Genomic DNA, 24,607 nt, shown 5'->3' with positions numbered 1-24,607 from the left:
TAAGGAGGCTTGTTGATGCAACTAGAAACATTTCTACACCATTTACATTTTTCAATTGATGAAGTCATGCCCGAGGACAAGGACATCAACTGGGCTGATGCCCCCCTTCCCTATAAGCTATACCGTAATCTACCTGTCATTCCTCTTTCTCTAGAGGTACCTCTAACATTACGAGATCAAAAGCTATCTAATGAACCTACCATAGAACAAATTGGGCATTGCCTTTGGTATACATTTGGCCTAACTCAATTTTGCCAGCCTTCCCTCGGCTTAGAAGAACAATCAACAACAAATATATACCGAAGATTTATTCCTTCTGGAGGAGCCTTATATCCAAATGAATTATATTTGTATTTAAAAACAATTCATTATCCGCATGGAATTTACCATTATGACGTAGCGCATCATCGTCTCGTATTACTACGTGAAGGGAATTTTGACTCTTATCTCACAGAAGCACTTGGAAATCGCTGCAACCTCTCTTCTTGTTTCGGCACCGCTTTCGTATCAACAATGTTTTGGAAAAACTTCTTTAAATATAATAATTTTTCGTATCGCCTCCAAGGTCTCGATACTGGTGTCCTCATCGGTCAATTACTAGAAGTCTCTAAGCAATTTGGCTATACATCGGGTGTATATTTTCAATTTCTAGATCGGGCTATCAATCATTTACTTGGACTATCTGAACAAGAAGAAAGTGTGTATGCAGTTATTCCGTTATCTACCCAGCCTACAGAAGAATGGTTTTATCAAAGTAATACAAGTACAAATTTCACTTCTGATGAACTCTTACAACAGCTTCCCGTTTTAGAGCATGAACACTTTGTTCGATCAAAGAACTTTACTGATTACTCTCTCATAACAAGAATGAATGCAGCATCTATGTTGGATTCAACAGACCTATTTCGAACTATAACTGAAGAGACAATCGTTCCACATTACACACAAACTTTGAAACTCCCCATGGTAGAGCCATTATCATATGATTTCGCAACTGTTTGTCAAAAACGTTATTCACCTGATATCGATTTTGTCTTAAGGAAAATAAGCGCTACACAACTAGCTACTTTGCTTCATGAAGCAACCCTTTCCTTTCCTTATCAAAATGATTTAGACGGAGAACATATAAAAACAAAATCGCGACTATCACTGTACGGATGCTTTTATAACGTAGAAGGTGTGCCAAATGGTGCCTATTCCTATGACAGTAATGCTCATGCATTAGAACAAATTCAAACTGGAGATCTACGTCACCCTTTACAATCCGGTATGACAATGGACAATGTAAATCTCTTTCAAGTACCACTCTGTTTACATGTAATAGGAACTAAAGATTATTTAAAAAACGATTTAGGTTACAGAGGATATCGAATTCAACAAATGGAAGCTGGAATGCTCGTTCAAAAGCTCGTCTTAGCAGCCTCAGCTATGGATATGGGAGGACATCCGCTCTTAGGATTTGATGCAAACTTATGTGACAAACTGTATGAATTTGATACAAAAAGAGAAACGACCCTTATTCAAATTCCAGTTGGTCCTTATCGCCATCGCACTTGGTTAAAAGGATATTTGCATAGCTAAAAACACGCCCTTCGCTCAGTACAATGTGCTAGCAAAGGGCGTGTTTTTTAAAGGGATTAGAATTGCTCAAAGCGAATATACAAATTTAGGTGATTTATATAAAAGGAGAGGTCAGATTGAGTGTATTACAAAAGTTAATTGAACAAGCTAAAAACCCTAGAGGTTCTATCGGTTCTTCCATGCTTTGTATTATGAATACAGCGCACGTTAGATTAACAAATTGGGCATTACAGAAAATAAATATCCCCAAAGATTCAATCATACTCGATATTGGTTGCGGAGGCGGCCGAACCATACATACACTGTCTAAAATAAATACCTCAGGAAAAATATACGGCATTGATTATTCAGAAAAAGCAGTAGAAAGTTCAATAAAATCCAATATAAAAGATGTGAAAAATGAAAAGGTCATTATTCGTAAAGCAAGCGTATCTTCTATTCCTTATCATAATGAGTTTTTCAATCTCATCACGGCCTTTCAAACACATTATTTTTGGCCTGATTTAGAGAATGATATAAAAGAAGTGTTTCGAGTTTTAAAACCGAATGGTTCCTTTATGATTGTCGCTGAAACCTTCAAAATCAATTATCATATGCAAAAATTTAAGACAACAGAAGAATTAGTAGACCTTTTCAGTAAAACTGGTTTTCAACATGTGAAATGTTACGAAGAAAAAGGATGCCTTTGTATAGTGGGGAGCAAATCATAGAAAAAGCAGACCTTCTAAGGCCTGCCTTTTCTATTAAATTACTTTAAAAATACTTTTAATCTGTCTTGCAAACAACCAATTTTTCGCTCCACAGTTATCATTTAAACTATCCAGCATGATAGAATTCCCATTTGAGAATTTCAACTGTAACGTTGTATTTTTATCATTTGTTTTTAGACTTATATCTGTAATGTCTTCATATTTTAATTTTTTAACTTCAATGTACTCTTCTTTCGCTTGACCAACGACAACATGATCTTGGAAAAAGAAGAAGACTTCCGCTTTTTTTCCAAAACAAAATACATGTTTCGGGTAAATTAATGTAGCGTTATCAACCGCAACACATAATTCCTTTATTTCTTGGACAATTTCTCCAAAGTCCTCCTCATGTCTTGCATTTGATTCCGCAATCCACTCTTCTACTGTTCTCATATTGATCGACATTCCTTATCCTCCTGCATCATTCAGTGCTAACTTGTTTCTATCGTATTTTTATGTATGTAAAAAATAAATACTATATGAAAATATAATAGATAAGTACTACATTTTTCAAGGAAAAATATGCTTTCATGTCTCTTTTGTATAATTGGCTGTTTTCAAAAAAAAATAGTACTTCTATAAGAAGTACTATTCCGCTCGCCGTGCTGCTTGTTGAATCGGATCCCAAACACTGTTATATGGCGGTGCATAACTTAAATCAACATCTTCTAAATCATGAATACTCATTTTATGAAAGAGTGCCATCGCAATGACATCAATTCGTTTATCTACACCCTCTTCTCCAATTACTTGTCCACCTAATAGTTGCTTTGTATCAGAGCGATACACCAATTTTACATAAAGCGGCGTTGCATTTGGATAATAGCCAGCCATACTTGTTGCCTCTACCTTCACCGTTTTATACGGTATGTTCAACCCACTTGCTTCTTTTTCATTTAAACCTGTTCTTGCTAATGTGAGTCCCATAAATTTAATAATGCCCGTACCAAGCGTTCCTTTAAACGCTCTTCGTGTATCAATCATATTTAGTCCAGCAAGGCGCCCTTGTTTATTCGCAGTAGTACCGAGTGGAATATGATCATGCGTTTCTTTTATGATGTGATAATGCGTTGCACAATCTCCTGCTGCATAGATGTCTTCCACATTCGTTTGCATATATGCATTTACTTCTATCGCCCCTTTTTTGTTCTTGCGAATTTCTGTTCCTGTAAGAAACTCCGTGTTTGGCTGCACACCAACTGATACTAGAACGAGATCCGTCTTATACATTCCTTTATCTGTTTCGACAAATTCAACTTTCTCATTTCCCCTAAATACCTTTACATTTTCATTTGTTACAATTTCAATATTATGCTTTGCTGCTTCTTCATGTATATACGTTGCCATGTCAGCATCATAAACCGTTCCGATATGATTATTTCTTTCAATCATTCGCACATTTTTTCCAAGTTCCACAAATGTTTCAGCCATTTCAAGACCAATTGCCCCGCCCCCGATAATTGTTACGTCCTCAACATTCTGTTCCTGTAACGTCTCCAATATTTTATGGGCATCCGGAATTGTTTTTAAAAGATGAACACCTTGCAGATTTTTTCCTTCCCAATCCGGCATAACAGGTCTAACTCCTGTTGCAATCAATAATCGATCATATTTATATTGAAATTTCACTTTTTCCTTTGTATGTATACCATGTACAATTTTGTTTTCAGTATCAATGTTCGTTACTTCATGATGTGTTTTAGCATCAATTCCATACTTATCACGAAATGTCTTAATATCCCGTGCAATTAATTTTTCAGTGGAAGCAATCGCACCACTAATCACGTATGGAAGTCCACACTGCGCATAGGAGTATATTTCACCTTTTTCTAACGTTATGACTTTTGCATCTTTATCATTTCTAACAATTTGCATGGCCGCACTCATGCCAGCAGCGTCTCCACCAATGATTACATAGTTCACCAAATCACTCCTTTGTACAGTCTCTATTGTTTATATTTTCCAAATCGATCATAAATAAATCCTTTTTCTCTATAAGTATCTTATACAAAGTATAATACTTCCTTCCCTTTGTTTACAAATAACCCCCTTCCCTCCAAACATAACAACGTACATCTTTGTATATAGATCCCTTTGACTTATACTTTGAAAACAACAAGACTCTTACCACGTCTACGCACAGGTGGACGCTCTCCCCAAAAAAGAGTGGTTTTTTATTATTTTTCCTCTCCTTTGAACGGCTATAGGTAAAATGTCGTGTCTCATAAACTCGATTATTAATATGCTATAACAATCGTAATGGAAAGTAGGTGAAAAAAACGGTGTGTAGTAATTTTCTTATCTCTACTCCTGTTGAACCAAAAGTTGCTCAATCACTTGAACAGGAATTCAGCATTAGCGCAACACTCTACGGTGCACAAGCTTGGTCAGCTGATAGCAGTACCTTTTTTCAAGAAATTTGGAAATCTACCCTATTTGCATCCACATCACAGCCTGACGAGGCTGTCTATCCACTTGGTATCCTTAAAATTATCAACCTCTCTTACGACACAATAACAGTTGTCACATCAGAAGAATTAAGCAGTAAACTCGAGATTACTGTTCCACCGAACTCTGAAGCCATGCTTTCTTCCAGTTCTTTAGCCAATGTCCAAGCTAGCACAACTGGCAGAGCAAGTAGAGTCAATTTTCTCTTTCATATCTTTTTTTCTCGCGAACCAGCTAGAGCTCCTCTCATACCATTACAGAAATAATAAAAAGGGAATTTCACCTTTAAATTCTTCTATATTTTTCAACCGGAATCATGTCATCGTTACCATGAAACATAAAAGGATTTGTTACATGAAATGCAACCATATAAATAATAAAGGTACATCACCATGATCCTTGATGTACCTTTCATTTCTATAACAGGGAAATGAATTTCATTTGCCTACTCCTTTGACTTTATAAGTTCAACATTATACGTCTCGATATCATTCAGCCCTCCTGAATAATATGGATTTTCTCGATACCATGACTGTTTTAAAAAGTAGTCCTGCATATCTTTCGTTTGAAAAATATGGCCATGCCGAGCGTATATTTCATTTCTCGCAATCCGCAATTGATCTTTTGTTAAAGCGTTTAGCTCTGCACTTGTTAACTTACGAATATGACTATCAGGAAAGAAAAATCCGTTATATACATACTTTGTTGTTACTGGTGGCGAAGAGGAAGGTGACTGTTGTTCTTCAGATTTTTTTTGAAACGATAATGTATAGTATTGGTTTGTTGATATATGTTCCACCTTTGTTTGTTCTTTTCCGCTTGCGCCCTCTTTTTCTAAATAAATAGAAACGCTCCCATCAGTAGCTACCGGTCCCCATTTAAATTCTTCCCCTGTGAGAGTCGTAATCGGTTTCTGGTTTACATATAATGTTGCTCTTGTTACATTTGTTTGAATGGTAATGTAATGACCTTGTAACGATAGATCAACCGTTACATTATTTTGATTTTGTTTCATAAGCAAAACTTTTTCTTCACGCGCTAGCTTCACATAATCATTTTTAAACTCTGATTGGAACGTTTGAATCCCAGGAAAAAATGGTCCATATTGCTTTTCAAACATTTTATCAGTTGTCTTATCTAACTCTTTCCCATTTACCTTTAACAATGCATCCTTTTCATTCGTAAGGAGCGTTGCATAATACGTTTTTGCTTTCAATTTATATCGATCAAATAGAAAGAGGTATTTTCCATCCTTCGTTAATACAAAATCTACTTTTTCTACATTATTTTCCTTCTTCTTTTGCTGTTGTATAGAAGCTTTTAAATCATGAACATAGGAAGGATATTCTTTTATATACGAAAACAACGGAGCTACACTCTCTTTATCTACTACAAATTGCGGGTCATCTGTTGTAACCATATCAATTAGTTTTTCCGCATCCCTTTCTTGTAACATCGTAATTATTCTATCGATTTGTGCTTCTGCAGAATAATACTTTGCTCCATACATATATGCTCCGCCAAAACTAACAATAAAAAGAACGATAACCCCAATCCATATTATCTTTCCTCGGCTCATTTTCTTTCGTATCTGTGGTTCCTTCTCACTTCCTCTCCGCTCGTGCTCAACTATTCTCGTTCCACAACTTTGACAAAATTGCACGCCATCCATTAATTGTGAACCACATTTTGCACAAACCTTCATCCATTCAGCCACCTTTTCGTTAGAAGTTCGTTATCCCTCTATTTAAGGTATCGACTAATGTTTTGATATAAGACCAATCAATATATATGCGATGATCCATGTACACACAGGATCCATTCCGCTACGATCTAACTTTAATATATGTACGAGGAGACAAAACATGACTACAAGAACCCCATGCTTCTGTCTAGCAACATTTTGACAAAACCCTTTCTATCTATATACAATATGTAAAAGTTTATACACCATAAAAAAATAATAGATTGGACAGAAACTATGGAACTCGCACACACACTTTTTCAAATATTCATTACTAGTTTGGTACAACTATTTTCTTTAATCGGTATCATCATTTTGGTTGGTTTTTTATTAGGATATTTAGAATCTCTTACACGAACATATTGGACGAAAGCTTTTGGTAGAAAAGGATTCCTTTTATCAGCTTGGATTGGCGTTCCTATTCATGAATTAGGACATGCTGTTATGTGTATCTTATTCCGGCATCAAATTGTAGCCATTCAGTTGTTCCCTACGAATACAAATAACGGTTTTTTGGGGTATGTGAAGCATCAATATAATCAAAGAAGCATATATCAAAGAATAGGGAACTTTTTCATCGGAATTGCTCCTATTTTTTCAGGGATGGTCGCCTTGATACTTTTGATGTATTATTTCGTACCACAATCTTATTCAGTATTTATGCATGCTCTTGAAACAAATACTCAAACCGCTTCTATCAATATCAATATGCTACAAAATATTTTATTATCATCCATTCTCTTATTAAAAAGTCTCTTTACAGTTAGCAACTTATTTAATCCTTTGTTTTGGCTTTTTCTTTTTATCGCGATTTGTATCTCTGCACACATCGCCTTAAGCAAACCGGATATAGAAGGTTCGTTAGATGGTGTAATTACTATATTTATCGTTCTTTTCCTCTTCAATACAATAGCAGGGCTGTTTCATTATGATAGTAATCAACTAATAGGGAATGTAGTGAAATACAATATGTATGTACTTGCTTTTTCTAGTATTGCCATACTATTTTCATGTATCGCTGTATGTATCAGCTTTATGTTCTACAAAATGAAAACAGCTAGTTCAAAATGAACTAGCTGTTTTCATTAATTTTTAGTTATATAATTACACTGCTCCACTGGAACCCGAGCATGCCCTTCTTCGTCTGTGCACCAAGACTGCGACTGAAACGCAAGGAAAATCCCAACCCATTGCTGCTTTTTCTCAAAGTGAATGAATAGGCCGCCATCTTGCCATGTGCCATCATCCCCTTGCCACTTCTCTACATTCCCTTGATTCATATGAATATCATGTATCCCATTACCAGGTTTAAAATGAAAATATCGATCAGGCACATTATTTTCCGGACCCCATCGTTCTCCAAATGCATAAATAATTGCCTTTTCTTCTATTGCTCGTTTTATATAATGTTCTATTTTTTCATTTAAATCATTGTCAGTTCCCGATTTTTCTGGCGGCAAAGGAATCATCTGTTTTGAATCAAATAAATTTCCCCGCACATAATCTAAAGCCACCTTTGGTTCATTATTTTTAATTTCTGTAAATCCAAATGGTAATGTCAGTAAAATCTTAATAGCTTTCGATTTTATATTTTCACTTGCATAATATAGTACTTCTGATGGATAACTCTGCGATTTCACATTCATCGCTACGCGGTAGTCTACTCCCAATTCATCTTGCAAATGAACTTGATAATGAGGTGTTTTCCCTTTTCCAATCATAGATTGTCGCGCTATACCTTTTAGAACGCCGTAGTTTTTTAGTGGCATGGGATCATCTCCTCTTCACAAAATAGAAACACTTGTTCTTTTATAAATTATCCACCAACAAGCAAAAATCCTCCTAAAGCAGAGGATTTCATCAAATATTTTATTGCAATGCATACCACCCGGCAACCTCTACCACCACAATCAACACCGCTCCAAAAATCATAAGAGTCGTCTTCTTTAATAATTCATTCTCACAGTGCGGGATATTACATAAATAGGCCCCAAGTGTAATCCTTGATGGACAAGCAATCGTCGCTACAGATGATGCTGTATTTTGCAGCGTCGTAACATATTGCCACGGAAGCCCTACGTTTTGCGCTGTTTGCATTTGTAGTTTTATAAACATCGCATTCGATCCTGCGTTACTTCCTGTTAAAAAACCACCAATCGCACCAATGAACGGGGCAACAAAAACAAATATCGTTCCAAATGTTTGCCCTGCTGCCTCTGCTAACAATGTGTGCATACCCGCCGCACCCATTAATTCTGAAATGGCAATGAACATTGTCGTTGTAATCGCAAACGGTATCCACTGCTTTACTGTTTGCAATAAAGATTGTTTTAGAATAGTAGAAGGAATACGGAAGGACACAATGGTAAATAAGCATGTAACCCCAAGCCAAAATCCAGGTGAATATAATAATGCTAGTTTATAAGAGTACGTTGGTAAATCAAGAATAGCATAAGATTGCAATATATTATGTAATGACGGAATGAGACGAGAAAGCAAAATACAAACTGTTAAAAATAAATAAGGACTTATAATTTTTAAAATAGAAACTTCTCGCTGCGTCGTTGCAGCATGCTCCGATAACAATTCCTTTTCCTGCCTTGCTGATATTTTAATGATAAGGAAGCCAAATGTAATTGTTACAATTGAACTTAAGATCCCAGCTAGTTCAACGCTAACATATGCATTAGAAAGGTAGATAGCTACAGAAAATAAGAGAAAAAACCCTACTGCTTCCTTCCATTTCTGTCTTACCGCAGACCACCCACCTACTACATACAAAGAAAATATAATAAAGTACGCGAATATCGGAATGCTAAGTAGTGCTGTACTAGATCCTAAGTCTACTAATGGCATATTGATAAGCTGCGATCCGATAATTGTTCCCGTTGCCATCGCTCCCCATGAACTTGCTAGTAAACCGATAAAGGATAACAAAACTGCTTGAAACGGTTTATAGCCAAGTGAAAGAAAAATAGGAGCTGACACCATAAAACCAATTCCAAATCCACTTACTGATTCAATAAGTGGACAAATCCCAAAACACATTAAGAGCATTTGTAATAATCGATCCCGTGTAACATGCTCTATAAAGCGTGCAACTTGGTCAATGTAACCCATTTTGTTCATGAGATGAAATAAAAGAATACCAAAAAACAAAACATATCCGACGATAAAACAAATTAAACTGCCTTTAACCGTTGCATGTACAATTTCTCCCATTTGCAGTCGAAACATTGGCGTTAGTAAAACGATTCCACCGCATACAGCATAGGAAATTAATGAAGCTTTAAGCGATGTTTGCTTAAATACAAATAAACAAATAAAGATCATCATAATTGGAATAAGAGCCAACAAAACAGCCATACCATCATCTCATTTCTTATAAAATACAATTGTAACTATTATATAACAGTTGGCAGAATATTCAATTCATTTGTAACAGTTCTTCAAATTCCTTTATGCGATGCAGTAGTAGACACATAATACTCCTATGTTACCTTGGCGTATATACAATCTAAGTCAAGAAATACCCTCGTTGTTATTATCTAAATGGTATAATTTAGATAACAGTGTTCCATTTCACAAAAATGAGGAGGGGGCATATGGGAAGAGAAATACAGTTTGATAACGATAGTATGACGCTAAAATTAAATGGAGTAACAGGGTTCTTTGCCCTAAAATTGAAATTGAAAATCCCTTATAATACGATTCAAAATGTATATGTTGACTATTTTGATGCTCCACAATGGATGCTCCGAATGCCTGGAACTTCCATTTCAGCACTTAACATTTTTGAAGGTAGTTTTAAATATGCTGATGAATGGCATTTTCTCTCTTATGAAAACAGAGTACCTCTTGTAATGATCGAACTAGATGGTCATGAAAAATACAAATATGTCTTTTTTGAAATTGATAATCCTACTAACCTAGCTGCTGAGATTAGAAAACGGATAAGAGATTGATTAGAATTGTAATTATGTAAGGGAATGTAGATTTGAACTAAAGTCGCGATGTTTAAAAAAGTGAAGAAGCTTTCCACCTTTAGAGAGGCTGAGCATAAATCAAATTTTCGACTTATCTCTCAGCCTTATCATATCTTTATGCTTATTGAGCCACGGCTTGTTTGTTTCTTTCCATAGCTCTCATGGATTCGTCTACTTTAACCATCATGGAACATTCTACTCTCTTACGGAAGATGTCACAGCTGAAATCGTAGATTCCATTGATGGAGCCGGTCGCGTGCAGTGCGTTGGCAGGGCAACCGCCACTGCAGTAAAGTTTTGCCCAGCAGTCCTGACATTCTGGCTTCGAGTAGCAATTGCTCTCTTTAAATTGACATTGCATCTCTTGTTTTGTAATCCCATCCCAGATGTTTCCCATGCTGTATTCGTTATCCCCAATGAACTGGTGGCAAGGGAAAAGCTCACCCCATGGCGTAACAGCGAGATATTCAGTTCCTGAGCCGCAGCCTGAAATTCTCTTTTGGATGCAAGGGCCTTCTGAAAGGTCAAGCATGTAATGATAGAAAGTGAATCCATTACCTTCTTCCTCACGCTTTATCATTTCCTTAGCAAGAATTTCGTACTGGTTATAAATATCTGGAAGGTCCTCTTCGGTGAGTGCATATGGTTCCCCAGGATTACAGATAACCGGTTCCATCGAGAGCTTGTCGAAACCAAGATCTGCGATATGAAAAATGTCATTGGTGAAGTCAACGTTGTTGTGAGTATAGGTTCCACGCACATAGTATTCTTTATCTCCACGTTTTTTAACGAATTCCTGGAATTTCGGAACGATATAATCGTAACTTCCCTTTCCAGTTACTGTTTTACGAAGGTGATCATGGACTTCTTTTCTTCCATCAAGACTCAATACGACGTTGTACATTTCTTTATTCAAAAAATCAGTGACTTCATCGTTTAGCAACATACCATTTGTAGTAAAGGTGAAGCGAATCGTTTTTTTGTACTCTTTTTCTTTACTTCTTGCGTAAGCGACAATCTGTTTTACAACTTTCCAGGCCATAAGCGGCTCTCCGCCAAAGAAGTCGATGTCGAGGTTTCTGTGGTGACCGGAGTTTTCCAATAGGTAATCGATAGCTCTTTTACCAACCTCATAACTCATAATCGCTCTACTTCCATTGTATTTCCCTTGGCTGGCGAAGCAATATTCGCATGATAAGTTACATGTATGTGCAACATTGAGACAAAGAGCCTTTACATAAGTTTGGCGATTTGTTAAATCAATTGAGAGGCTCTTATATTCATCCTCAGTAAAGAGTTGCCCATCATTTTTTAGCTCTTCGATATCTGCAATGGTTTCCCGAATGTCCTTCTCAGAGATATCGGAATCATGTACGTATTTTTCTAACATCATTGTTATGATTTCTTCTGCAGCAGTAGTCTCATACAGCGCGATGATTTCATAAGCGAGGTCGTCAACAACATGTACTGATCCACTGTAAGTATCGAGTACAATGTTGTACCCGTTTAGTTTATATTGATGAATCATGATTAATAATCAAACTCCTTTTATCTATAAAGTAACACTTCCGTTAATGGAGCCTTTACTTCTTGTTCATACGGGATAAAAATGACCGCCCATCCGGAAAGCAGTTGGGCGGTATCTTTCTTCTTTTCTATCTGTTCATTGTGTTTTCACATTTTTGATTTGCAACTCCGCAAGACGTCTTGCAAGCTGATTGACAAGATGTTTGGCACGCACCACATCCGCCATGTTTTACTGTATCTGTCAGTTTACGAGTACTTAGTGTTACGATTCTTTTCATAACGTATCACTCCTTTTAAAGAATATTTTTAAGAAACACTTTTAATGTTTGTGAATGTTTTCACATTCAAAATTATAATTTGTGAATAAATTCACATTAATCCCAGAAATAATTTTAACAACACCTTTGGTTTACGTCAATCATTCGTGTTACGGAAATTCCACTAGATTGTGCGTATATTTTGATAAAGATTGTCTGCTTCTAATGAAAGTCCCTCATTATTCAACTGTTTGATTCATGTGTTTTCATACATAACAAACACCTTTATTTTCTAATAAAATAGAGGCCCCTTAACAGGTAGCCTCTTCTTATTATTTCACTGTAGCGATTAACTCACAAATTTCATTCTGCTTTCCTGTTTCTAATAACTCAATTACCTTACTCCCAACAACAACTCCATCACATACAGTAATCATTTCCTCTATGTGCTCAGCCTTCGATATGCCAAATCCAGCAACTACTGGAAGATGTACATGCGCTTTTACTTTTTCTAGGTAACTATGAATTTCTTGCTTAAAGTCACGTCTAACCCCAGTGACCCCCGCTACCGTTACCGCATAAACAAACCCTTGCGATTCCCTCGTAATCTTTTCAATCCGTTCAACTGGACTCGTTACTGTAACAAGTGGAATTAAAGCAATATTCGCATCACGAAGAAGTGGTGCAATAATATCTTGTTCTTCATATGGCAGGTCTGGAACGATAATTCCATCTACCCCAGCTTCAAGACAACTTCCGATAAACCGTTCTTTTCCAAATGCTAAAATCGGGTTTAGATAGGTCATAAGTACAAATGGAATATTTACTTCTTGCCTTACTTCCGCTAATGCCTGAAAGATTCCACCGAGCGTTGTGCCATTATCTAATGCTCGTTTTCCTGCTCTTTGAATTGTTGGTCCATCTGCAACTGGATCAGAAAAAGGGATACCAATTTCAACAATACTCGCTCCTGCTTCATCTAAGAAGCGAATTTGTTCCTTTAATGTTTCTAAGCCACCATCTCCCCCCATTACATATGGGATGAATGCTTTTTTTCCATTTTGAAACGCTGCCGTAATTCTTTCTACTCCCATCATTTACACCTCTTCCATATAACGTTTTATACTTTCAACATCTTTATCACCACGGCCCGATAAACAAATGACAAGTCCTTCACCTTGCTTCATCGTAGGCGCCAGTTTAAGTGCGTACGCTACAGCATGTGAGCTTTCTAACGCAGGAATAATTCCTTCTTTTTTCGTTAGTAACTGGAATGCAGCCAGCGCTTCTTCATCTGTAATTGAGTTGTAAGAGACACGGCCAATATCTTTTAGCAGACTATGTTCTGGCCCAACTCCTGGATAATCTAGCCCTGCTGAAATAGAATGTGCTTCCTGAATTTGTCCTTCTTCATTTTGTAGGAGATACATCATTGAACCATGAAGGACGCCAACGCTTCCTTTCGTTAGTGTTGCTGCATGCTTTTCTGTATGAACGCCTTTCCCTGCTGCTTCTACGCCGTAAAGAGCAACTTCTTCATCGTGTACAAATGGATAGAACATCCCCATCGCATTACTTCCCCCGCCAATGCAAGCCACAACTGCTTCTGGTAATTTCCCTTCAAGCGCTGCATATTGCTTCTTCGTTTCTTTCCCAATTACACTTTGAAAATCACGTACAATTTGCGGGAACGGATGCGGTCCAAGAACAGATCCCATTACGTAGTGCGTATCGTGCACGTGTGCAACCCAGTAGCGAAGCGCTTCGTTTACTGCATCTTTTAGCGTTCCACTACCCGCTGCAACACTTTCAACTTTTGCTCCTAATAGTTCCATTCTGAAGACGTTTAACTTTTGGCGTTTTACATCTTCTTCTCCCATGAAAATGACGCACTCTAAACCGAGTAATGCGCATACCGTCGCCGTTGCAACTCCGTGTTGTCCAGCTCCTGTCTCAGCTACAACCTTTTTCTTACCCATTCGTACTGCAAGAAGCGCTTGCCCAATTGTATTGTTAATTTTGTGAGCTCCTGTATGATTTAAATCTTCACGCTTTAAATAAATTTTCGCCCCGCCGCAATACTTTGTCAGGTTCTCTGCAAAATAAAGCGGTGTTTCCCTTCCAACGTACGTTTGTAAATAATGCTCCAATTCTTTCTGAAAGGCTTCATCTTGCATCGCTTCTTTATACGCTTCTTCTAATTCTAAAACGGACTGCATGAGCGTTTCTGGAACGTAACGTCCTCCATATATACCGTAATGACCTTTTTCATCTGGATATGCATATTTCATTCCTAACACTCCTTCGCTTTTCTAATAAATTGTTTTATTTTCTCACGATCTTTCCTGCCATCTGTTTCTACTCCGCTGCTGACATCTACCATATACGGCTTAACAATTTCAATCGCTTCTTTAATGTTTTCAATGTGTAATCCACCAGCTAGAATGCACTTTTTGCGAATTTCATCTGGCATATCATCTAGTAACTGCCAAGAAAATGTTTTGCCATTTCCACCATGAAACTTTTCTTTCGGACTATCAAATAAGAGAAAATCAGCTTCATAGTCTGGTGATTGCTCTATATCTTCACTCGAACGTACACCAACTGCTTTTATAGACGGAATATTCAATCTTCTAACATGATGATTCCCTTCATCCCCATGTAGTTGTACATGCGTTAAGCCACAATCATTTGCGATTTCCTGGATGACTTCTACCGATTCATTTACAAACACACCCACTTTCATTACATCAACTGGAAGCTCATCAATAATCTGTTTTGCTCTTTCAGGTATAATTTCCCTTTTGCTTTTCGCAAATACAAATCCAATAGCATCTGCGCCGTATTCACAAGCTACTTTTGCTGTTTCTACATCGGTAATGCCGCAAATCTTCACTTTCATGTTATCACCTTCAGCGATTGGAAAAAGTCTCCGACGGAAGGTGCAGCCATCAGCGCTTCCCCAACAAGAATACCCTTTGCCCCGGCCTTCTTCACACGCATGATATCTTCTTCCGTATGAATTCCACTCTCACTAATCCAAAGTATATTTTCCTCATTTAGCCGTTTTCCTAGATTTTCAGTTGTGCTGAGATCTACTTCAAATGTTTTCAAATTACGATTGTTTATTCCAATCACATGAGGGCTTAGTTCTAGCGCTATCTCTAATTCCGCCTCATTGTGTACTTCTACAATTACTTCTAATCCGAGCTCTTGTACATATGCATATAATTCTTGTAACTTTTGCTTCGGCAAGGCAGCAACGATAAGTAAAATGAGATCCGCTCCAGCATCATACGCCCGATCAATTTGAATCGTATCGATGATAAAGTCTTTACATAGAAGCGGAATATTACTATTTGATCGTGCCGTTTCTAAATCGTGAAAAGATCCTTTAAAAAACTGACCATCCGTTAAAACAGAGACAGCTCCGGCACCGCACTCTTCATACGTTTTTACTTGTTTCGTTACGTCTACATGTAAATTAATATCCCCTTTAGATGGTGAAGCTCGCTTCACTTCAGCAATGACTGTGAATTTCTGCAACGCTTCTACAAGGGAGTGTGACTTCCGTTTTTTCTTCACCGGCGTATATGTTTCGCGCAGCACTCCTACTTCTTTTTTCTTCTGCTCAACAATCTTATCTAAAATTGTTTCCATTTAGTTCACCTTCTCTAATCTTTTATTACTAGCTGCAATTAATACATTTAATTTCGCTAGTGCTTTTCCCGAATCTATACTTTGAGCCGCCATATGAATTCCTTCTTCAATTGTCCCTGCTTTTCCATTTGCAAAAAGGGCTAGACCTGCATTTAATAACACCGTATCACGATATACACTCTTTTTTCCTTGTAGTACCCCGAGTGTAATATTGGCATTTTCTTTTGCATCTCCGCCTCTAATCTCTTCATTTTTCACACGAGAAAACCCATATTCTTCTGGCGTAATACTTGCTTCTATAATCTTATTATCTTTTAAAATCACCACATGATTTTCTCCTTGCAGAGATGCTTCATCTAAAAATCCGCTCCCATTTACAACAAGCGCTTGTTTTCTACCGAGCTTTTGCAATACCTCTGCTACAGGCATGAGCATATCTCGTTTGTATATGCCAACAAACTGTGTTTCTAAATCAATCGGATTTGTAAGCGGACCGATTAAATTAAAAACGGTCGGTACATTTAGCTCTTTTCTTATTTTCATAATGCGCTTAAGTGCTGGATGCATCGCTGGTGCAAATAGAAAAGCTATGCCTACTTTTTCTAATAAATAGTCAATTTCTCTTGGCGTACATGCAATATTGACACCGAGTTCTTCTAATAGATCCGCACTCCCTGTTTTACTAGAAACAGCGCGATTCCCATGCTTTGCCACCTTTACACCAGCACCAGCAAGTACGAAAGCAGATGTTGTACTAATGTTGAATGTTTGTGCACCGTCCCCGCCTGTTCCGCAATTATCCATTGCTCCTTTTATATGACTTGCAAATGGTAATGCCTTTTCCCGAAGAGCACGAACGAGACCATATATTTCATCCGCTGTTTCACCCTTTGCCTTTAACAATGCTAAAAAAGCAGCAATTTCACTTTCTAATATATCTTCACTTAAGAGTGCAAGGCCTGCTTCATACATTTCCTGTTCCGTTAAGTTCTGTCTTTCTACTAATTTTCGCAGATAACTGTTCATACTCGCTCCTCCTCTTTCACATTAGATAAAAATGCACGCATTAATTTCCCGCCCTCTTCCGTCGCAATTGATTCTGGGTGAAACTGTAATCCAAAGAGTGGATAATAGTTATGGCAAACTGCCATGACTTCCCCATCATCCATCGCTGTTGCTAGTACATCGAAACACTTTGGAATCGTATGCTTCGCTGCCACGAGTGAATGATAGCGCATCGCAGTTAACGGCTGCGCAACATATGAAAATATCGATGTGCCATTATGTTTTACCCGTGATGTTTTCCCATGTTTTATATGTTCTGCCCTTACAATTTCCCCACCAAATGCCGAAATAATTGCTTGGTGTCCAAGACAAATGCCAAGAATCGGAATTTGTTTATAAAAATGCCTAATTACTTCGATGCAAATCCCTGCATCTTCTGGTTTTCCAGGTCCTGGTGAAAGAATAATTGCTTTTGGTTTCATTTCTTCAAGTTCTTGAACCGTCACTTTATCATTTCGCAGTACCACTATCTCTTTGTAATACGCCCCCAACAATTGATACAAGTTATAAGTAAACGAATCATAATTATCGATGAGTACAATCATTTCATTACCTCCAAAAGTGCTTTCGCTTTATTCAATGTCTCCTCATATTCAGCAATTGGATCTGAATCATAGACAATACCAGCTCCCGCCTGCACATATGCTTTCTTATCTTTTACAACCATTGTGCGAATCGCAAGCGCCATATCAAGGTTTCCAGAAAAAGCTATATATCCTACTGCTCCGGCATATACATTTCTTTTTTCCTTTTCTAATCTATTTATAATTTCCATCGCTCTAATTTTCGGGGCACCGGATACAGTGCCAGCTGGCAAACAATAAGCTAATGCGTCAAAACAACCCATTTGTTTTTTTAATATTCCGGAAACTTCAGATACAATATGCATAACGTGCGAGTACTTCTCTACTTCCATATACTTATCTAATCTAACAGAACCGACTTCACTCACTCGCCCGATATCATTTCTCCCTAAATCTACAAGCATCATATGTTCAGCACGCTCTTTCTCATTTGCTAACAACTCTTTCGCTATCTCTTCATCCTCACCTTTTGTTTTTCCGCGTGGTCTTGTTCCTGCAATCGGATTTGTCATCACCTTATCATTTCGTACAGACAGTAAGCTTTCTGGTGAAGAACCAAGCACAACATAATCTTGGAAATCAATATAAAACATATATGGTGATGGATTTGCAATACGAAGTTTGCGATATAATGCAAATGAATTGCCTATAAATTCACTTTGCAGACGCCGAGATAATACAACTTGAAAAATATCACCAGCTCGAATGTATTCTTTTGCCTTTTCTACCATTTCGCAAAACTTTTCTTCCGTTATAGAAGAAGTAAAGGATAAAGAAGACTGCATTTCTGTTACTTGTTCTTCTTCTCCATGTAACACATTTTGTTTATATACCTGCAATCTCTCATACACTTCTTCAAAAGAGTCTGTATCCTCTTCTCTGTATACATATACAAACGATAATTTCTGACGTAAATGATCGTATACAACAAACTCGCGGTATAGTAATACATGAACCTCTGGAATATTTATCGGATCAAACAGTTCTTCTCCAATATCTTCATATTGCCGAATCACATCATAACCAATATATCCAACTGCTCCTCCGCAAAATGGAAATGGACTTTCCACCTCCGATGGCGCAAGTATCTTTTTCAATGCTTGCAATACGTTTTCTTCTATCTGTTCACTCCTACCATTTATCGTAATCTCTACCGCTGTGCCATTACTTTTGATTTCTCCGTATGGATTACATCCTAAATAGGAATAACGTCCCTTATCTTGATGAAGCTGTGAGCTCTCGAGTAAAAATTTTTTCTCACCCTTCATCCGGCGATATAAAGCAATCGGTGTCACACTATCTCCTTCTTCTTCATCAATGACCAAAAATGTCTTTCCTTGCTTCTGTTGAAATTGTTCTTTCCTTATCATGACTGCCACCTCACTATTTAAAATAAAAAAGTCCCCTGCATATCGGAATATGCAGAGGACGATAAAGTTACCGCGGTACCACCTCGTTTGGATGCAAAAGCATCCCTCTTTATTCAGGTACAAATATATACCTTATCCTTGTAACGGCGGAACCCGGGTTGCCTACTTCTTTCGGTTCAGCATACCTCTCGTAAGCCCATTCTGTATATGGCACCGCACCGGGCTCCCACCTATCCCCGGCTCTCTGGAACGTCTCCAATATACGTACTCTTCTTACTTAAACGATTTAGTTTATTTAGTTCATTTATTTTTATACAGGATATTCAAAAAGTCCGGTAAAGATAGCTTTCGCATTTCTTCGCCTGTGTCGCCAGTCTGGTACTCATGTAGTTCTATCTACACTCCGTATCCTCCTTTTTGAACAAATATTTATACACAAAAAGGGAGTACTCATCCTATAAAAAGGACGGGTACTCCCGTGGTGCCACCTTAATTCGTTACACATGTAACGCACTTTGCCGTATCAAAAGTTAATACGTGTCTCTTGTATCGATGAGATCATGTCGCCAAAGCCTACTTCTTTCGGTTCGGTTTGGAAGCTCCGAAGGCCATTCCATATTAATTCCATACTGATTCGCACCAACCATCAGCTCTCTGACATGTTCATAATACGTACTCTTCTTCATCAACGCTTGCATTTTTTTAAGTTGCATTCATTATATTCTCTACTTTTCCGAAAAGTCAACGCTTTTCAAAAAAAAAATATTTTTTCTTCATTCAATATTATATTGACAAAACAACCCGTTTTTATGTAAATATAATAAATACTCTATTAAAATCAAAGTTTTTTGTCAGAAAATTATATATTCGAAAAATAAACCAATGTCAAAAAACGCTTACATTTCAGAAAATTCGTATTTGTGTATGGATTTTCTGAAATAATCATGATAGATTATAAATATGCAAAATTCATCAAAAGATATTACAAAAGGAAGGGGAACTACATGAGTACGCAGATGTTAATTTTAACTTCTATCTCTATCTACATGCTCGGGATGCTAGTCATTGGCTATTTTGCCTATAAACAGACATCCAACTTAACAGATTATATGCTTGGCGGGCGTACACTAGGTCCCGCAGTAACAGCATTAAGTGCTGGAGCAGCCGATATGAGCGGCTGGCTGTTAATGGGATTACCCGGTGCTATGTTTAGCGTTGGATTAAGTAGTAGCTGGATTGCGATTGGCCTTACACTTGGCGCATACGCAAACTGGATCTATGTCGCTCCTCGCTTACGTACCTACTCAGAAATTGCTAACAACTCTATTACTATTCCAGAATTTTTAGAGCATCGTTTCCATGATGCATCTCATATGCTACGCCTTGTTTCTGGACTTGTTATTATGATCTTTTTCACATTTTATGTAGCTTCAGGATTCGTCTCAGGTGCGGTATTATTCGAAAATTCATTTGGACTAAATTATCATGTTGGATTACTTATTGTTGGAAGCGTTGTTGTAGCTTACACATTATTCGGCGGCTTCTTAGCTGTAAGTTGGACAGACTTCGTTCAAGGAATCATCATGGTGGTTGCTCTTATCCTTGTTCCGCTCGTAACAATTATGAATGTAAATGGCCTTGGACCAGCATTTGATACAATTAAATCTATTGACCCAGCACTATTAGATATTTTTAAAGGAACATCCGTATTAGGTATTATTTCATTATTCGCTTGGGGTCTTGGTTATGCTGGACAACCTCATATTATCGTACGCTTTATGGCTATTTCATCTGTAAAAGAAATTAAAAGCGCACGCCGAATTGGTATGAGCTGGATGATTTTCTCTGTAGTGGGAGCTATGTTTACTGGTCTTATCGGTATCGCTTACTATTCAAAAGCAGGATTAAAGCTCTCTGACCCAGAAACAATTTTCGTTGAACTAGGTAATATTTTATTCCATCCATTAATTACTGGATTTTTATTAGCAGCTATTTTAGCAGCTATTATGAGTACAATCTCTTCTCAACTTCTTGTTACATCAAGTGCGGTAACGGAAGACATATATAGAACATTCTTTAAACGTTCTGCATCTGATCGTGAGCTTGTATTTGTTGGTCGTATGGCAGTTCTTGTTATTGCACTTATTGGTTGTGGATTAGCATTTAAACAAAACGACACAATCTTAGCGCTTGTTGGCTATGCTTGGGCTGGCTTCGGTTCTTCATTTGGTCCTGTCGTTTTACTAAGCTTATACTGGAAACGTATGACAAAATGGGGCGCGTTAGCTGGAATGATCGCTGGTGCTGCAACTGTTATCACGTGGACACAATTTAAGTTTTTAAAAGATTTCCTATATGAAATGATTCCAGGTTTCACAGCAAGCTTACTAGCGATTGTTATTGTTAGTTTACTAACAAAACCTTCAAAAGAAGTTGAAAAGCAGTTTGAGGAATTTGAAAAAACTGCATAATATTTTTTAGAATAGAGAACCTCCACTTTCATCATAAAAGTGGAGGTTCTTTTTTTTATGTACCTTTCGACAATTTTTTCTTTGAAATTAACAATTTCTTTATGTTTCGTTAAATTAACTATAACACTACTTCGTTATAGTATTAGTATCAGCACTTATACAGAGAGGAGACTTCGAAATGATGGCATCAATAAGAAACCAAAATCAAAAAAATTTTTCACCTATCACAAATACTTCTTGCCCAAACATACAATCAAAACCTCGAATTTCACTTGCTCCTTCTGTTGTATCTGTAATTGGTGTGCATATACAAAAAAACAAACTAAAAATAAAAGTAGGACAAAGCGCTGAATTATCTGCCTCTGTTCTCCCAATTCAAGCAACAAATCAAGAACTTATTTGGACAAACATGAATCATGACGTTATAACAGTTCATACAGATGACGACAAAGCCATCATAACGGGAAAGAACCCTGGGCGAGCTGTCGTGATCGTAACAACTGCCGAAGGGAAATTTCGAGATTTATGCGTCGTTTATGTTCATCCTTTTATAACAAATCCAAAATAAAATCCCTTGCTTTGTTAAGCAAGGGATTTTATTTATCCTTGTGACTTAAAATGATCATGGGCCTTTTCTGCTAACATTTTACGTTCCTCTGGCTTTTGGAGATACTCTATAACTGTCTCCGCAATCTTTTCATGAGGGACAAAAACAATTCCTGGCCACTCTGCTTCATCATCAGGATTACTACTTTCAGAGATAATGAATTTATGATTCGCGACAGCGTAAGAAATCCTCGGCGTTTCAAGAATACCTGTTAAATAGTAGTGTAGATTTAAAACAATTTTGGATCTCGCGATAAGTTCATTTCTGAGAATTCCCCATACATTGCTATTAAAAATAATATTTAAATCTGGTGCAAGCTTTTTTAACTGATCAAAAATTGCATTACGGCGCTTATTCATAGCACCGATAAATAATACATCAATGTCTTCAGAGATAGGCTTTATAAAAGTATCTGTTTTAATCTTTAAAGTAGGAGCATAATTCATTTTGACGTGTTTCACTTCTTTTCCTAATTCTTTCTTTTTCAACCAAGCAATATTTTGAGAACTGTAATCCCAAATTATCCTATTTCTCAATATATTGCGATAAACAATATTATCATAAGGGCATCCATCATATAGCTGCTCTAAATTATAAATAATCGCATCTTCTGGAATCTCAACAGGAGTACGGACATATGAATGTGCACCAAAAACTATTGTATTATTCGCGTTTGTTAATAGTGTTTCTGATATAATCGCCGTTTTCCCCTGCTGTTCTAATTTCCATTTTAAAGCCCTGGCAACATCAATAAAACTTATATATGTATTTGGCCATATATAAAGACAATAGTCATAAGATTCGTTGAAATACGCTTCAAATGCTTTTACATTATTTTGATAAAGAACTACTTCAGGATGCTCAGCTAGAAGTTTATCGGCATATTTTTTCCCAATCTTATGCAATCCCGCATAGTACGCTGATATACATTTTTTCAGCTCAACAGCCTCTCTTTGACTCGGTGAGAGATCCATTTCAAGAAGGAGACCTGCAATCAAAAAGGCTTTTAGATGATCTCGATCATAGTAATATTCCAATGCAGGTAACAGCTCATTAGGGGTACCACCATGTACTGAAGCTCCTAGTTCAACGGCCCATCTAATTAATTCCATTTTCTTTCCGCTCTCCCCTCTGAGAACAAATTATATAATTTTCCATTTTTTACATAAAAACTAATTTCATTCCTTTTACTATTTATGAAAATTCCGTTTTAGTTATTCTGCTTTTCATATAATTCATATACATATCAACTTCACATCCTATATAGCCAGCAAATCTTAAATTTCAGCATCAAAATATAAAGTGAACCTTTAAATCAGCGTGATTTTTCTTCATCTCCGTCTCGCTTTCACATTTTTCTCTGTACATCGAGAGAATAAAAATAAGAGTGGCTCTTGAGACCACTCTTATCACTTGTTCATTATATGATATTCCACTTCAATTTGCGGATGAATGCTTTTTAACAAAGAAACAAATTGTTGCTTATCTTTCGGTGAGACAAGCTCTGCTTGAAACTGAGAACCATAAAGTATTTCCAGTCTATCAAAGGACAATGCCGGGGCTGCTAGTGGATTTTTTGTTCTTGAAATTTTCCTTATATCCTTAATTGAAATTCTTTTTTTCATCGGCCCATATCGAATAATAATTTGTTCATTCTCTACCGTATACCCTGTTGTAAACCAGCTCCAAATGAGAAGAATTGCAAGAGGAATGGTGAAAAATAGAAGGAAATAGTCCCTTCCTGCAAGAAATGGAGCAAAACAGGCAGCGACCCCGCCAAATAAATTGAATATATCCATGCATCTTTTTTTGATGGAAAGTACATATACAATCCCCCGCACCCATTATATATCAAATTGCCTCGTGAAGCCCTTTTCATTTTTCTTGTGCCCTTTGTCTCCAGAATAGTAGTTGAATACCGAACAGTTGCGGTAAACATAAATCGAGACAGCTACCACTGGCATAGATAATTGCTGTACACCACAGTTCAACTTACCAAGCCTCGGATGAAAGGATTATACTTTTCTGTTCGAATCCAGAACCTCTAAATAGTGCTGATTGTACATAATACCTAGGATGTTTCCAAAGGGATCGACCACGGAAGCAGTAATGAACCCCTCACCGCGCTCTGTGGGTGCCTCATACTCTTTTGCTCCCATAGACAGCAGCTTTTTGAAAGTTGCTGTTACATCGTCGACGTGCCAGTACACTACAGCACCGGCTGGGCCGCTCACTGAATCACCGGGCGCATAGCGGCTATCGATCAAACCCAGCTCGTGCTGGTAGTCGCCAAGGCGGAACTCGACATATCCTGGACGTTCGAAGTATGGTTCGATGCCTAATAGATTGGCGTACCACTTCTTTGCCGCTGTTAGATTATCCGTCCAAAAACTGACTGTGGTTAGTCCTCGTAATGTCTGTGTGTCGCTCATAATCGATTTCCTCCTTAATGTTAAGTAGTACGGCTCGATGCGAAACGAAATAACATCTTTTAAATTAACTTCGATTTACTTACGAATAACCCTTTCTCTTATTCAAGATAATAGCCCTTTCATGGC

The 24,607-nt window shown here is 37.3% G+C and carries 23 protein-coding genes, 1 pseudogene and 2 other annotated features; of the genes and pseudogenes, 7 read left to right on the top strand and 17 right to left on the bottom strand.

The genetic code is table 11. The features are described from left to right. Positions 1-15 precede the first annotated feature (15 nt). Together QRY57_RS07980 and QRY57_RS07975 are read left to right on the top strand one after the other, a co-directional pair. Positions 16-1,581 (top strand): SagB family peptide dehydrogenase, encoded by a 1,566-nt coding sequence (locus QRY57_RS07980; protein WP_286017143.1) that lies wholly within the window; start codon positions 16-18, stop codon positions 1,579-1,581. 116 nt (positions 1,582-1,697) lie between these two features. Beyond that, entirely contained in the window at positions 1,698-2,291 is a 594-nt protein-coding gene (locus QRY57_RS07975) for a class I SAM-dependent methyltransferase (protein WP_286017142.1), read from the top strand. Positions 2,292-2,324: 33 nt separating this feature from the next. On the opposite strand, the gene QRY57_RS07970 is transcribed toward QRY57_RS07975, so the two are convergent. Continuing rightward, the gene (locus QRY57_RS07970) at positions 2,325-2,735 is read right to left on the bottom strand and encodes a DUF3908 family protein (protein ID WP_090693127.1); all 411 of its coding nucleotides are present in this window, start codon (positions 2,733-2,735) and stop codon (positions 2,325-2,327) included. Between the two features lie 183 nt (positions 2,736-2,918). After that, complete coding sequence (locus QRY57_RS07965; protein WP_286017141.1) at positions 2,919-4,253, bottom strand: FAD-dependent oxidoreductase; 1,335 nt, start codon at positions 4,251-4,253, stop codon at positions 2,919-2,921. A gap of 359 nt (positions 4,254-4,612) precedes the next feature. Between QRY57_RS07965 and QRY57_RS07960 the strand changes: the two genes are divergently transcribed. Beyond that, positions 4,613-5,044, top strand: a complete 432-nt coding sequence (locus tag QRY57_RS07960; RefSeq protein ID WP_286017823.1) for a hypothetical protein — start codon at positions 4,613-4,615, stop codon at positions 5,042-5,044. A gap of 179 nt (positions 5,045-5,223) precedes the next feature. On the opposite strand, the gene QRY57_RS07955 is transcribed toward QRY57_RS07960, so the two are convergent. Continuing rightward, complete coding sequence (locus QRY57_RS07955; RefSeq protein ID WP_286017140.1) at positions 5,224-6,483, bottom strand: TcaA 3rd/4th domain-containing protein; 1,260 nt, start codon at positions 6,481-6,483, stop codon at positions 5,224-5,226. 276 nt (positions 6,484-6,759) lie between these two features. Between QRY57_RS07955 and QRY57_RS07950 the strand changes: the two genes are divergently transcribed. After that, entirely contained in the window at positions 6,760-7,593 is an 834-nt protein-coding gene (locus tag QRY57_RS07950; RefSeq protein ID WP_286017139.1) for a hypothetical protein, read from the top strand. A 14-nt stretch (positions 7,594-7,607) separates the two neighbouring features. Here QRY57_RS07950 and QRY57_RS07945 read toward each other — a convergent pair whose 3' ends face one another. Further along, positions 7,608-8,291, bottom strand: a complete 684-nt coding sequence (locus QRY57_RS07945) for a DUF2278 family protein (RefSeq protein WP_286017138.1) — start codon at positions 8,289-8,291, stop codon at positions 7,608-7,610. A 100-nt stretch (positions 8,292-8,391) separates the two neighbouring features. Next, the gene (locus tag QRY57_RS07940; protein ID WP_286017137.1) at positions 8,392-9,888 is read right to left on the bottom strand and encodes an L-lactate permease; all 1,497 of its coding nucleotides are present in this window, start codon (positions 9,886-9,888) and stop codon (positions 8,392-8,394) included. Between the two features lie 239 nt (positions 9,889-10,127). Between QRY57_RS07940 and QRY57_RS07935 the strand changes: the two genes are divergently transcribed. Further along, a complete protein-coding gene (locus tag QRY57_RS07935) occupies positions 10,128-10,487 on the top strand; it encodes a hypothetical protein (protein ID WP_286017136.1) in 360 nt (119 codons plus the stop codon). Positions 10,488-10,629: 142 nt separating this feature from the next. Here the strand turns inward: QRY57_RS07935 and scfB are convergent, their stop codons facing one another. From scfB to trpE, 9 genes are all read right to left on the bottom strand, one after another. After that, positions 10,630-12,036, bottom strand: coding sequence for a thioether cross-link-forming SCIFF peptide maturase (gene scfB / locus QRY57_RS07930; RefSeq protein ID WP_286017135.1), 1,407 nt, complete (start codon positions 12,034-12,036; stop codon positions 10,630-10,632). A gap of 127 nt (positions 12,037-12,163) precedes the next feature. Then, positions 12,164-12,313 (bottom strand): six-cysteine ranthipeptide SCIFF, encoded by a 150-nt coding sequence (gene scfA / locus QRY57_RS07925; RefSeq protein WP_079999468.1) that lies wholly within the window; start codon positions 12,311-12,313, stop codon positions 12,164-12,166. A 311-nt stretch (positions 12,314-12,624) separates the two neighbouring features. Beyond that, positions 12,625-13,386, bottom strand: a complete 762-nt coding sequence (trpA, locus tag QRY57_RS07920) for a tryptophan synthase subunit alpha (RefSeq protein WP_286017822.1) — start codon at positions 13,384-13,386, stop codon at positions 12,625-12,627. 3 nt (positions 13,387-13,389) lie between these two features. Further along, complete coding sequence (gene trpB, locus QRY57_RS07915) at positions 13,390-14,583, bottom strand: tryptophan synthase subunit beta (protein ID WP_286017134.1); 1,194 nt, start codon at positions 14,581-14,583, stop codon at positions 13,390-13,392. 2 nt (positions 14,584-14,585) lie between these two features. Beyond that, positions 14,586-15,194, bottom strand: coding sequence for a phosphoribosylanthranilate isomerase (locus QRY57_RS07910; protein ID WP_286017133.1), 609 nt, complete (start codon positions 15,192-15,194; stop codon positions 14,586-14,588). Beyond that, on the bottom strand, positions 15,191-15,952 hold the full coding sequence (trpC, locus tag QRY57_RS07905; protein ID WP_286017132.1) for an indole-3-glycerol phosphate synthase TrpC: 762 nt from the start codon (positions 15,950-15,952) through the stop codon (positions 15,191-15,193). Before trpC ends, QRY57_RS07910 begins: the two co-directional genes overlap by 4 nt. After that, entirely contained in the window at positions 15,953-16,978 is a 1,026-nt protein-coding gene (gene trpD / locus QRY57_RS07900; RefSeq protein ID WP_286017131.1) for an anthranilate phosphoribosyltransferase, read from the bottom strand. Next, a complete protein-coding gene (locus QRY57_RS07895) occupies positions 16,975-17,562 on the bottom strand; it encodes an anthranilate synthase component II (RefSeq protein WP_026591469.1) in 588 nt (195 codons plus the stop codon). The genes trpD and QRY57_RS07895 overlap by 4 nt, the downstream gene beginning before the upstream one ends. Further along, positions 17,559-18,971: an anthranilate synthase component I gene (gene trpE / locus QRY57_RS07890; RefSeq protein ID WP_286017130.1), complete on the bottom strand. Its 1,413-nt coding sequence runs from the start codon at positions 18,969-18,971 to the stop codon at positions 17,559-17,561. The genes QRY57_RS07895 and trpE overlap by 4 nt, the downstream gene beginning before the upstream one ends. A gap of 51 nt (positions 18,972-19,022) precedes the next feature. Further along, positions 19,023-19,262: a binding site (T-box leader), on the bottom strand. Positions 19,263-19,430: 168 nt separating this feature from the next. Continuing rightward, positions 19,431-19,669 (bottom strand) — a binding site (T-box leader). A gap of 306 nt (positions 19,670-19,975) precedes the next feature. Here trpE and putP point away from each other — a divergent pair. Both putP and QRY57_RS07880 read left to right on the top strand, forming a co-directional pair. After that, positions 19,976-21,442, top strand: coding sequence for a sodium/proline symporter PutP (gene putP / locus QRY57_RS07885; protein ID WP_026591471.1), 1,467 nt, complete (start codon positions 19,976-19,978; stop codon positions 21,440-21,442). 181 nt (positions 21,443-21,623) lie between these two features. Further along, positions 21,624-22,010, top strand: coding sequence for an Ig-like domain-containing protein (locus QRY57_RS07880; protein ID WP_432804080.1), 387 nt, complete (start codon positions 21,624-21,626; stop codon positions 22,008-22,010). A gap of 32 nt (positions 22,011-22,042) precedes the next feature. Here QRY57_RS07880 and QRY57_RS07875 read toward each other — a convergent pair whose 3' ends face one another. The 3 genes and pseudogenes from QRY57_RS07875 to QRY57_RS07865 all read right to left on the bottom strand — a co-directional run bounded on the left by QRY57_RS07875 (position 22,043) and on the right by QRY57_RS07865 (position 24,481). Next, complete coding sequence (locus QRY57_RS07875) at positions 22,043-23,161, bottom strand: CgeB family protein (RefSeq protein WP_286017128.1); 1,119 nt, start codon at positions 23,159-23,161, stop codon at positions 22,043-22,045. A 297-nt stretch (positions 23,162-23,458) separates the two neighbouring features. After that, positions 23,459-23,874: pseudogene (locus QRY57_RS07870) on the bottom strand (PH domain-containing protein). 190 nt (positions 23,875-24,064) lie between these two features. Further along, positions 24,065-24,481: a VOC family protein gene (locus QRY57_RS07865; RefSeq protein ID WP_286017127.1), complete on the bottom strand. Its 417-nt coding sequence runs from the start codon at positions 24,479-24,481 to the stop codon at positions 24,065-24,067. Positions 24,482-24,607: the final 126 nt, after the last annotated feature.

This window comes from Bacillus arachidis, assembly GCF_030285945.1.
Taxonomy (GTDB): domain Bacteria; phylum Bacillota; class Bacilli; order Bacillales; family Bacillaceae_G; genus Bacillus_A; species Bacillus_A arachidis.
Note: the sequence above shows the minus strand (reverse complement) of the source record. Positions and strands in the feature narration are given on the sequence as shown.